An 11,632-nucleotide genomic window follows, 5' to 3' on the forward strand; every position below is an offset into this window, starting at 1 on the left:
GTTATACAGCTTCCTTTGTATTTGATTGTGATTCTTTTTGAGATATTTTTTGTTTTTCTTTTTCAACTTGTTCAGAGCGCCAAATGCTGTTTAACACATGCACCATCGCTTTGGCGGACGATTCGACAATATCGGTTGCTAAGCCCATGCCGTGAAAACGACGATTAAAGCATTCGACAACGATATCGACTTGACCCAATGCATTTTCCCCTTGTCCTTTTGCAGACAACTTATAAGAGACTAAGTTAATTGGATAATTGGTAATTTTATTGATGGCTTGATAAATCGCATCAACAGGGCCATTTCCTGTTGCGGCTTCCGATTTTTCACTTTCCCCACAGCGCATTTTCACGGTGGCAGTAGCAACAACACTTGAGCCTGATTGGGTACTGAAATAATCCATGACAAAGTGATCCGTTTCATCTTGTTGGTTAGCAAAGAATGCCAACGCTTCTAAATCATAATCGAACACTTGTCCTTTCTTATCGGCTAAGTTCAGGAAAGCGGTGTACAATTCATCTAAATTAAAATCTTTCCCTTCCTGGTAGCCCATTTCTTCCATTCTATGCTTAACGGCTGCACGGCCTGAACGAGATGTTAAGTTTAATTGGATTGCTTTCAAGCCAATTGATTCAGGCGTCATGATTTCATAGGTTTCACGATTTTTCAGCACGCCATCTTGGTGAATTCCCGATGAATGCGCAAATGCATTACTACCGACCACGGCTTTATTAGCAGGAATTGGGGTATTGCATAATTGGCTGACCAATTGGCTGGTACGGTAGATTTCTTTGTGATTGATATTGGTATGTACATTCATCATTTGCTCGCGCAATTTGATGGCCATGATGACTTCTTCTAAGGCGGTGTTACCTGCACGTTCACCTAATCCATTAATTGTTCCCTCGACTTGACGAGCACCTGCTTGTATGGCCGTAATCGAGTTGGCAACAGACATACCTAAATCGTCATGGCAGTGCACAGAAATGACCGCTTTATCAATATTTGGGACGCGTTCATATAAAGAGGTGATAATGCCACCGAATTGATAAGGCGTTGTGTAACCAACGGTATCTGGAATATTGATGGTGGTGGCGCCAGCTTTGATGGCTGATTCAACGATACGGCATAAATTATCAATATCGGTACGTCCGGCATCCTCACATGAAAATTCAACATCATCGGTGTAGCGTCTCGCGCGTTTAATCGAATCGATAGCCATATCCATGACACCATCAAATGTTTTATTTAATTTCTTTTGAACATGCAAATTCGAGGTCGCTAAAAAGATGTGAATTCGAAATGCCTCAGCCACTTTCAGTGATTCTGCCGCAACATCAATATCATTTTGAACACAACGCGCTAACGCGCAAATGCGACTATTTTTAATTTCACGCGCGATGGTTTGTACCGATTCGAAATCACCTGGGGAGGAAACAGGAAAACCAGCTTCAATAATATCAACACCGAGGCGTTCTAATGCGAATGCGATTTGCAATTTTTCTTTTACAGATAAACTTGCCTGTAATGCCTGCTCACCATCACGTAAGGTGGTGTCGAAGATAATGACTTGATCGCTCATGTTGTGTTCCTCTTATACAGATTTTATCGTTATGCTTTGCGATGCCGGCAGGCATAAAAAAACCCGCGGCTGGCGCGGGTTTTTTATGTTTCTGGACTGTGAGTTTTTATCTTCCGTCCATAAGCATACCGCGCACATTGGATGCGAGTAGTAGTAGGCTTAGTAGGCGGATAGAAGTTGTCATTTTCACAGTCTCTAAATAGGTTTTTAACTAATCTGTATTTATTGATACGTGATCTTTTCTTTGCTGTCAACTTTAGATTTTTCCGGCAATTTTGGAGAATTATGCATCATTAGCCAGAGTTAGTGATTGTGACTAATTTCACTATATTTAGTGATGTTTTTCTCTATATTTTATCGATAAGTCAGGGGTAAAATTCTTTTCATGAAATAACTAGATGGAAATATAGCATAAACTGATGGTTTGGATTAAATTTTGTACAGCTTGTCATAGGGGAAACTATAACGTTAGATATAAAAATAAGCTCTAATTATAGTTTTTATTAAACAAATTATTTAATAAATGAATAATTTAAATTTAATCTGATAATAAGACCATTTTATGGTTGTTTATGATATTTATTATGATTTATTTTTAAATTTGTTTTATTATTTTTAAGTTAATAATAACGATTTTAAATGCGTAATTTAAAATCATTATGTCGATGAATACCTTCGTTTTGTTATAACATCTTTAGTGTGTTGTTACATTGATAGATAATATAATATAAGCGTCGTTTTAATAAATGCAGGGAACGCGAAATAGCTTATCATTGATAAGTTGTTCGAAGAATAATATTTAATGAATTTATAAAATCCTTATTTATTTAGGAGAGGATTATTTTCATTAATAAAAATGATAGATATCTTTATTGGAGTAAATAATGACTGATTTTGATGCGGTTTCACCAGCTAAAAAAGAGAATTGTGATATTAATTTGCGAAATGTTGATCTTAACTTATTGACGGTTTTTGATGTGGTCATGCAGATGCAAAATGTCACACGGGCAGCGCAGGTATTAGGTATGTCTCAACCTGCCGTGAGTAACGCTGTATCTCGTTTAAAATCAATGTTTAATGATGAGCTTTTTGTTCGGTATGGTCGTGGAATACAACCGACCTCCCGCGCGAAACAGCTCTTTGGGCCTGTTAGACAAGCACTACAACTAGTGCATAATGAGTTACCGGGGGCAGGTTTTGACCCGAAACTGAGTGATCGAGTATTCAATTTATCTATTTGTTCTCCATTAGATATTCGTTTAGCCGCAGTTATCGTCGAAAAATTTAAAGATATATCGCCTAATATTAATATCCATATTCATTGTTTCTTAGATAATAACATTGAACATAAATTAAAATATCAAGAAACTGATTTTTCGGTGAGTTATAATCAATTCGAAAAAAGCGAGTATCAACAACAAGTTTTATTTAATGATGAATTGGTTCTCGTTGTCGCGAAAAATCACCCTCGTATTGTGAATAATGTGACGCAAAGTCTGTTGAATAGTGAAAAACATGCGGTAATGTCAATGGATAATATAGGTTCTTTCAGCCAACTTTATTATAGTAATACGGATTTATCCCACACGATTAGTTACCAAGGAACCGATTTGAACAGTGTTTTAAATATCGTTTCTCAAACTGAATTGGTGGCTATTGTTCCGAAGTGGCTGGTTGAAAACTCAAGTTACAAGCATCAATTACAGATGGTTGCATTGCCATGGCAAGAGAATACTCGTCCTTGCTATTTGACTTGGCATGAATCGACGGCTCGAGATAAAGGACATCAATGGATGAAATCACAATTTTGTCAGCTGATCACTGATTTGTTGACTTAAGGCTTTTGAATCACTCGCTTAAATTGTGATTATCGCTTTATTTACCGCTAACTCATCATGGTGAAATTCTGTGATGAGTTATGCTACCTATATAACATTTGCAGAATATTTACATTCTACCCCTTTTCACAATCCTCTTTCGTCTATACACTCAAGTGGTTCAGCTAACAGATGTAAGCTGAAATAATTAACTGGCGAAGCACGTCGTGTGTTTACCGAGTGTCTTCCGTTAACACATGTATTATAGGAAACATACTTTGATTACTGAAAATCTATATCCATACCATTTGGTCAATCGCTTACACAGTCGGTTTAGTGCCGCTGATTCAGCGAATCGGATAGCTTTCAGTCAATGGCATAATGGACAGCAAAGTGAGCTCACATGGCAACAAGTTGAAACGCATTCGACTGCGATTGCTCACCGTCTGTTAGCCCTTAATGTTGAGGTACAAGAAAATATTGGATTATTCGCGCATAACAGTATGAATTGGTCTTTGGTTGATCTTGCTGTGCTACAACTAAAAGCCGTTACTGTCCCTTTATATGCGACAAGTAGCCTAGAACAGGCTGCTTATATTATTAATGATGCAAATATTCGAATTCTATTTGTTGGTGAGCAAGAACAGTATCATGTTGCTTGTCAATTGAAGGCTTTTTGTCCTCAACTTACCACGATTGTCGTGCTTAATAACGATGTCGAGTTGGTAGAGTGTGGGGTAGATTCAGTGCATTTGGCTCATTTTATGGCCCAAGCTGAACCTAAATACCAAGAGGAATTAAACCAACGTATTGCCGCCCATCATCTTAGTGATCTGTTCACAATTATCTATACTTCTGGCACAACAGGCGAACCCAAAGGGGTGATGTTAGATTATTACAACATGGCCGCCCAACTTTACCTTCATGACCAGCGTTTAAAGCTGACCGATGAGGATGTTTCTTTAAGCTTTCTTCCTCTATCGCATGTGTTTGAGCGCGCTTGGAGCTTCTATGTGATGCACACAGGTGCACGTAATGTTTATTTAACGGATACCAATGCGGTTAGGGCAGCGCTTGCTGATGTTAAACCGACAGTGATGTGTGCAGTCCCTCGTTTTTACGAGAAAGTGTATAGTGCAGTACAGGGTAAAGTTGCCAAAGCCCCTCTTATGCGCCGCTTATTATTTAAATGGGCGATCGCACAGGGCAATAAAAGAACTCAATCACTGGCTAGAGGTGAGCAACTTTCCGCATTCAATCAATCTCTATTTAATTTAGCCGACAAGCTCGTGTTAACTAAGCTGCGTCAGTTATTAGGCGGACGTATTCGATTCATGCCAGCGGCGGGGGCTCGTTTGGATGATGACGTCATTGCCTTTTTCCTTGCTGTAGGAATCAATATTAAATACGGTTATGGGATGACCGAAACCTGTGCCACAGTCTCTTGTTGGGAAGAAGGGCATTATCCATTAGGTTCTATTGGTACACCACTTTCTTCTGTAGAAGTGCGTATCGGCGATAACAATGAAATTCAGGTCAAAGGACCTGTCGTAATGAAAGGGTATTACAATCGCCCTCAAGATACTGATGAAGCATTCACGGTTGATGGCTGGTTAAAAACGGGGGATGCAGGTGAAATTGATGCTAAAGGTAACCTGTATATTACTGACCGTTTGAAAGACCTGATGAAAACATCAAATGGTAAATATATAGCACCACAAATGATTGAAGGTGTATTAGGGCAAGACCAGTTTATTGAACATATTGCTGTTATTGCGGATGCGCGTAAATTCGTTTCTGCGCTTATTGTCCCTTGTTATGATTCATTAGAAGAGTACGCCCATTCTATTAATTTAAAATATCGTGATCGCCTAGAGCTATTAAGAGACTCCAACATTGTGGCTTTATTTGAAAGTCGCTTGAAAGAGTTACAGAAGAATATTGAAACTTTTCATCAAGTTAAACGTTTCACCTTACTCCCAGCGAATTTTTCTATGGAAAAAGGTGAGCTAACGCCTACGCTAAAACTACGTCGAAAAATTATTTCTGAACGCTATCATTCAGAAATAGAATCAATGTATCGCGAATAGTTAAATTATCACCATCTCATATAGCCGGATAGAATATTGATGATATCCGGCTTCTCTTTGTACTCTTTTTCATCTGTTTATAGTGAAAATTTCCACTTTTTTTATTTTCTTGGTTAATTTAACTAATTATCGTAAAAGATAAAGACGATATTGAATGTTGTCATTTTTGCTTAAGAAATGGTGTTTGCGTCGTCTCCAGCACAACGATATGTTAATAGTTGTCATCACTATGACAGGAATGACAATACACAATAAGAGGACAGTCATACCTCTGTTAACGGATAAAAATAGTCTGGGGGCAAACTCATGGAGATGTTGTCGGGAGCAGAAATGGTCGTCAAGTCTTTGATTGACCAAGGTGTAAAGCACGTATTTGGTTATCCAGGTGGTGCTGTTTTAGATATCTATGATGCACTGCATACAGTCGGAGGCATTGATCATATATTAGTTCGCCATGAACAAGCGGCAGTTCATATGGCTGATGGTTACGCACGCTCAACTGGCGATGTTGGAGTGGTGTTGGTAACGTCAGGACCCGGAGCGACAAATGCGATTACTGGTATTGCGACGGCATACATGGATTCAATCCCCTTGGTTGTTCTATCAGGACAAGTTGCAAGCTCCCTTATTGGCAATGATGCTTTTCAAGAATGTGACATGGTGGGGATATCCAGACCTATTGTAAAACATAGTTTTTTGGTTAAAAAAGCAGAAGATATTCCTGAAACTATCAAGAAAGCATTCTATATTGCGTCAAGTGGCCGGCCAGGCCCTGTGGTGATTGATTTACCCAAAGATACCGTTAGTCCAGCGCATAAATACCCTTATCGTTATCCGGAATCCGTATCTCTACGTTCTTATAATCCGACTCTCCAAGGACATAAAGGGCAAATTAAAAAAGCGTTATCCAAACTGATTGCGGCGGAGAAGCCGGTTTTCTATGTTGGTGGTGGTGCTATTAATGCAAGTTGCTCGCCGGAAATTATTGCATTAGCAGAAAAATTACAGCTTCCTGTTGTATCAACACTGATGGGGCTTGGTGCATTTCCTGAAACGCATCATCTTTCTGTAGGGATGCTTGGTATGCATGGAACCTATGAAGCGAATAAGGTTATGCATAATTCTGACGTGATCTTTGCTGTGGGTGTCCGTTTTGATGATAGAACGACCAACAATTTGGAAAAATATTGCCCAAATGCCACGGTTATTCAAATTGATGTAGATCCCACCTCGATCTCTAAAACGGTGAATACGGATATCCCGATTGTTGGGGATGCGAAACTGACGCTTCAGCAAATATTAAATCAATTAGAGCAAGTCTCAGCGACACAAAATAGCCAAGCATTAGCGGCATGGTGGAAAGAAATTGAAACTTGGCGTGAGAAAAAATGCCTCAGTTACGAAAAAAATAGCCAGAAAGTGAAGCCTCAACAGGCGATTGAAGCGATTTATCGTTTAACTCATGGTGAGGCTTATGTGACTTCTGACGTTGGGCAGCATCAAATGTTTGCGGCACTCTATTACCCATTTGATAAGCCGCGTCGTTGGATTAATTCAGGCGGATTAGGCACGATGGGATTTGGTTTACCTGCGGCTTTAGGGGTTAAGCTCGCACACCCACAGTCAACGGTTGTTTGCGTGACAGGCGATGGCAGTATTCAAATGAATATTCAAGAGCTATCTACGGCGCTACAGTATGGCTTGCCTGTTATCGTACTGAATTTAAACAATGGCTTTTTGGGAATGGTAAAACAGTGGCAAGATATGATTTATCAAGGTCGCCACTCTCAATCTTATATGGAATCGCTCCCTGACTTCGTTAAACTGGCTGAAGCGTATGGTCATGTTGGCATCGCGATCCATTCTCCTGATGAGTTAGAAGAAAAATTGCAACAAGCCTTGGTTGAAGTGAACCAAAATCAACGCCTAGTGTTTGTTGATATCAATGTTGATGAAACTGAACATGTTTACCCAATGCAGATCCGCGGTGGTGCAATGGATGAAATGTGGCTGAGCAAAACAGAGAGGACCTGAGCATGCGTCGTATTTTATCAGTTTTACTCGAAAACGAATCTGGTGCATTGTCCCGTGTGATTGGGCTGTTTTCTCAACGAGGTTACAACATTGAAAGTTTGACCGTAGCCCCCACGGATGACCCCACCTTGTCACGTATGACCATTCAAACGAAAGGGGATGCGAAGGTTCTTGAGCAGATAGAAAAACAGCTGCATAAATTAGTGGATGTGCTTCGCGTTAGCGAGCTTACCGCTTCAGCACATATAGAGCGTGAAATCATGTTAGTAAAATTACAGGCTTCAGGCTATGGCCGCGATGAAATCAAACGCTGCTCTGATATTTTTCGTGGACAAATCGTTGATGTGACACCAACGCTTTATACCGTTCAGCTAGCAGGAACAAGCGATAAACTGGATGCATTTATTGAAGCGGTGCGTGGTGTTGCTGAAATTGTTGAAGTTGTACGTTCAGGTATTGTAGGAGTTTCACGCGGCGATAAAATTATGCGATGAAAAATTTGTCTTCTAAAGGTAGAATGTAGTCATATAGAGCCCCGATTGATTCGGGGCTCTGACCGTTGGCAGCTATTTTTGCCTTGCAGCGGTAATCAGGGATTGTAAAAAATAAATAGTAAAATCAATGAGTTGGTTTTATATGATAACACAAAGAGGTTAACGTGAAACTGGATGAAATAGCACGTTTAGCAGGGGTTTCCCGCACAACGGCTAGTTATGTGATCAATGGCAAGGCCAAGCAGTATCGAGTCAGCGATAAAACTGTAGAAAAAGTGATGGCTGTTGTCAGAGAGCACAATTACCATCCAAATGCTGTAGCAGCAGGGCTACGAGCAGGGAGAACACGTTCGATAGGGCTAGTGATCCCCGATCTCGAAAACACAAGTTATACTCGCATTGCTAATTATCTTGAACGTCAAGCACGGCAACGTGGTTATCAATTATTGATCGCGTGTTCCGAGGATCAGCCAGATAACGAAATTCGTTGTGTCGAGCACCTTTTACAGCGTCAGGTTGATGCCATTATAGTTTCAACCGCGCTTCCTCCTGAGCATCCTTTCTATCAGCGTTGGGCGAACCGTTCTTTGCCTATCATTGCCCTTGATAGAGCATTGGAAAAAGATCACTTTATTAGTGTGGTCGGTGATGACCAAGAAGATGCATTTATGATCTCTGCTGAATTACGAAAATTCTCGGCAGAATCCGTGTTGTATCTGGGGGCTTTACCTGAGTTATCAGTAAGCTATCTTCGTGAGCAAGGTTTTAGGAAAGGTTGGCAAGGCGACTCCCGTGAAGTGAATTATCTGTATGCAAATAGTTATGAGAGGGCTTCTGCCGCTGAGGTTTTTGCTGATTGGCTAGATAAAGGTAACTCCATGCCTGATGCGTTATTCACGACGTCATTTTCGTTGCTACAGGGAGTACTGGATGTGGCGCTAAAACGTGATGGTCGTCTACCGGAGGACATGGTGATTGCCACATTTGGCGATAGCGAGTTATTAGATTTCTTAGGATGCCCCGTTTTATCATTGGCACAGCGCCACAGAGATATCGCTGAGCGAATCTTGGAATTGGTGTTGGCGAGCCTTGATGAAAAACAAAAACCAGACGCAGGAATTACTCGTATCCGTCGTGATCTCTGCCGTCGTGGTAGTCTTGGCCGCAAACAGCAATAAATATAAGAAATAATTAAAACCAGACAAAATGTCTGGTTGAATATAGAGTGATATTGATCACGTTTATCGCTATTATCTTAGCCCCTATGCAAAAGGGGCTTTTTATTTGATGCTAAAAATACGTAAATATTTAACTTTAGGACTATTCTTAACTGGATGTATTTAATTTTCTCTCGCAAGGAAAACAAAATAAAAAATTTAATTTAAGAAATGGCAGTTAAATAAATAAAAGTCATATGAACGCATATTTGAGTTATAACACTGTCTATTAAAACAGTATTTTAACGTGTTGAAATTTATTGTTTTTATTTTTCTACGGGGCCGTTATTGATAATATTTGTAGTTAATTAGCATTTACCGTTATTTAAAAAGTAAAGAATCGGTTATAGGTAGGCTGATTAAAAATGAGACGGGTATAGGAAATATCATCATTTGAGTGTTTTTTCATCAATAAAATAGAATTAACCTTGTATTTATTGTTTTGTTGAAAATAAATGAATTATATCAATCCGTTATTCCTCATTTTATCTCTGCGCTCGATTTTACCCTCTCTTATCTTTTCTGAATTGTTCTGTAAATAAAGCAAAAGCTACAGGTGTCTGGCTTGACAACGTTTTCCTACCATTCGTAAACTTTATAAGTGGAGAATTGTGGGGTAAAGTGGGTTAATAGGAAATAAAGAGGTTTTACTGGGTATGTTTCGTGGGGCAACACTGGTAAATCTCGACAGCAAAGGGCGTCTAACCGTGCCTACCCGATATAGGGGAATGTTGAGCGAGGAATCTAAGGGGCAGATGGTATGTACTATCGACCTCCACCAGCCATGCCTATTACTTTACACGTTACCTGAATGGGAAATTATTGAAGAGAAGCTCTCACGGCTTTCAACCATGAACCCAGTAGAAAGAAGAGTACAACGGCTTTTATTAGGGCATGCCAGCGAATGCCAAATGGACAGTGCCGGACGTCTTTTGTTAGCTAACACACTACGTCAACACGCAGGGCTAACAAAAGAGGTCATGCTAGTGGGCCAAATAAATAAATTTGAACTTTGGGATGAACAGACTTGGTATCAGCAAGTGGAAGAAGACATTAATGCTGAACGACAAACCCAAGAACCCCTGTCAGCCCGCTTACAGGATTTGTCACTATAAACATGACACAACAGCAATTTAAACATGTAACAGTACTGCTTGATGAAGCAGTAAATGGCCTAAATATCAAACCAAACGGCATATATATTGATGGAACATTTGGGCGAGGGGGACACTCAAGGCTGATATTGAGTCAGTTAAATGACCAAGGACGCTTGATTGCGATTGACCGCGACCCTGAAGCCATTAAAGCAGCGCAACTCATTAATGACCCGCGCTTTATGATTAAACATGGGCTATTTTCTGCAATCGCTGAATATGTTGAGGAAGAAGGGTTAGTTGGCAAGATTGATGGCGTATTGCTGGATTTAGGCGTTTCATCACCGCAATTAGATGATCCTGAACGCGGTTTTTCATTTATGCGTGATGGGCCATTGGATATGCGAATGGATCCAACTAAAGGACAATCAGCACATCAATGGCTCATGTCTGCGCAAGCTGATGATATCGCGTGGGTGTTGAAAACATTTGGAGAAGAACGTTTCGCAAAACGCATTGCTAGGGCGATTGTTGAACGTAACCACAACCCAGAAGAGACGCCGTTGACCCGTACACGTGAGCTAGCTGAATTGATCGCTCAAGTAAGCCCAATCAAAGAGCGCCATAAGCATCCAGCAACTCGCAGCTTCCAAGCCATACGTATTTATATTAACAGTGAGCTAGAAGAAATTGAGCAGGCATTGGAAGGGGCTGTATCCGTGCTAGCACCCGAAGGGCGTCTCTCAGTGATTAGTTTTCACTCCTTGGAAGATAGATTAGTAAAACGGTTTATTCGTCAAAATAGCAAAGGGCCCAGTGTTCCCGCAGGGATCCCATTAACGGAAGCTCAAATAAAAGCGCTGGGTACGGCTAAGTTGCGTGAAGTGGGCAAGATGAAACCTTCAGCCGCGGAAGTTGACGAAAACCCTAGAGCACGTAGTTCAGTACTACGTTTTGCACAAAGGATGGCATAAAAATGGTTCCTGAAAGGCATAGTCTTGGAAAAGTGATTGGTCGTGACCTTTTCCGTTATGGGATTATTCCATTGATTTTGCTAGCCGCCATTATTATCAGCGCTGTCTTTGTGGTCACGACAGCGCATGAAACACGTCTCCTGACGGCGGAAAAAGACAAGCTATACGAAGAAAAGGACGCACTTGATATCGAATGGCGTAATTTAATCCTAGAAGAAAACGCGTTAGCCAGCCATAGCCGAGTTGAACGTTTATCTGTGGAAAAATTACAAATGGTTCACGTTGAGCCTTCTCAAGAAAATATTATTGTTTCTAAGTAGTAGATAAGGT

At 40.4% G+C, this 11,632-nt stretch carries 9 protein-coding genes; 8 read left to right on the plus strand and 1 reads right to left on the minus strand.

The annotated features are described in order from the left end of the window. Position 1: 1 nt before the first annotated feature. A complete protein-coding gene (gene leuA, locus M1F03_RS06510) occupies positions 2-1,582 on the minus strand; it encodes a 2-isopropylmalate synthase (RefSeq protein WP_154622665.1) in 1,581 nt (526 codons plus the stop codon). Positions 1,583-2,466: 884 nt separating this feature from the next. On the opposite strand from leuA, the gene leuO reads away from it, so the two are divergent. The 8 genes from leuO (at position 2,467) to ftsL (ending at position 11,622) form a co-directional block, all read left to right on the plus strand. Further along, entirely contained in the window at positions 2,467-3,420 is a 954-nt protein-coding gene (leuO, locus tag M1F03_RS06515; protein ID WP_163860889.1) for a transcriptional regulator LeuO, read from the plus strand. Positions 3,421-3,656: 236 nt separating this feature from the next. Next, on the plus strand, positions 3,657-5,489 hold the full coding sequence (locus M1F03_RS06520) for an AMP-dependent synthetase/ligase (RefSeq protein WP_251463838.1): 1,833 nt from the start codon (positions 3,657-3,659) through the stop codon (positions 5,487-5,489). Positions 5,490-5,795: 306 nt separating this feature from the next. Continuing rightward, a complete protein-coding gene (gene ilvI / locus M1F03_RS06525; protein WP_247047867.1) occupies positions 5,796-7,523 on the plus strand; it encodes an acetolactate synthase 3 large subunit in 1,728 nt (575 codons plus the stop codon). 2 nt (positions 7,524-7,525) lie between these two features. Further along, positions 7,526-8,017 (plus strand): acetolactate synthase small subunit, encoded by a 492-nt coding sequence (gene ilvN, locus M1F03_RS06530; RefSeq protein ID WP_068445711.1) that lies wholly within the window; start codon positions 7,526-7,528, stop codon positions 8,015-8,017. A gap of 164 nt (positions 8,018-8,181) precedes the next feature. Continuing rightward, positions 8,182-9,195 carry a catabolite repressor/activator gene (cra, locus tag M1F03_RS06535; RefSeq protein WP_163860892.1) on the plus strand — a complete coding sequence of 338 codons (1,014 nt, stop codon included), beginning with the start codon at positions 8,182-8,184 and terminating at the stop codon, positions 9,193-9,195. A gap of 695 nt (positions 9,196-9,890) precedes the next feature. Beyond that, the gene (mraZ, locus tag M1F03_RS06540; protein WP_154622685.1) at positions 9,891-10,349 is read left to right on the plus strand and encodes a division/cell wall cluster transcriptional repressor MraZ; all 459 of its coding nucleotides are present in this window, start codon (positions 9,891-9,893) and stop codon (positions 10,347-10,349) included. Between the two features lie 2 nt (positions 10,350-10,351). Continuing rightward, positions 10,352-11,302: a 16S rRNA (cytosine(1402)-N(4))-methyltransferase RsmH gene (rsmH, locus tag M1F03_RS06545; protein ID WP_251463840.1), complete on the plus strand. Its 951-nt coding sequence runs from the start codon at positions 10,352-10,354 to the stop codon at positions 11,300-11,302. A gap of 2 nt (positions 11,303-11,304) precedes the next feature. Continuing rightward, positions 11,305-11,622 (plus strand): cell division protein FtsL, encoded by a 318-nt coding sequence (gene ftsL, locus M1F03_RS06550; protein WP_154622683.1) that lies wholly within the window; start codon positions 11,305-11,307, stop codon positions 11,620-11,622. The last annotated feature ends 10 nt before the right edge of the window (positions 11,623-11,632 follow it).

Source organism: Providencia sp. PROV080 (genome assembly GCF_033688105.1).
GTDB lineage: Bacteria > Pseudomonadota > Gammaproteobacteria > Enterobacterales > Enterobacteriaceae > Providencia > Providencia zhejiangensis.

Excerpts from the sequence above, each read along its gene's own strand:
- leuA (WP_154622665.1), bottom strand. The coding sequence starts at position 1,582 with ATGAGCGATCAAGTCATTATCTTCGACACCACCTTACGTGATGGTGAG.
- leuO (WP_163860889.1), top strand. The coding sequence starts at position 2,467 with ATGACTGATTTTGATGCGGTTTCACCAGCTAAAAAAGAGAATTGTGAT.
- M1F03_RS06520 (WP_251463838.1), top strand. The coding sequence starts at position 3,657 with ATGTATTATAGGAAACATACTTTGATTACTGAAAATCTATATCCATAC.
- ilvI (WP_247047867.1), top strand. The coding sequence starts at position 5,796 with ATGGAGATGTTGTCGGGAGCAGAAATGGTCGTCAAGTCTTTGATTGAC.
- ilvN (WP_068445711.1), top strand. The coding sequence starts at position 7,526 with ATGCGTCGTATTTTATCAGTTTTACTCGAAAACGAATCTGGTGCATTG.
- mraZ (WP_154622685.1), top strand. The coding sequence starts at position 9,891 with ATGTTTCGTGGGGCAACACTGGTAAATCTCGACAGCAAAGGGCGTCTA.
- rsmH (WP_251463840.1), top strand. The coding sequence starts at position 10,352 with ATGACACAACAGCAATTTAAACATGTAACAGTACTGCTTGATGAAGCA.
- ftsL (WP_154622683.1), top strand. The coding sequence starts at position 11,305 with ATGGTTCCTGAAAGGCATAGTCTTGGAAAAGTGATTGGTCGTGACCTT.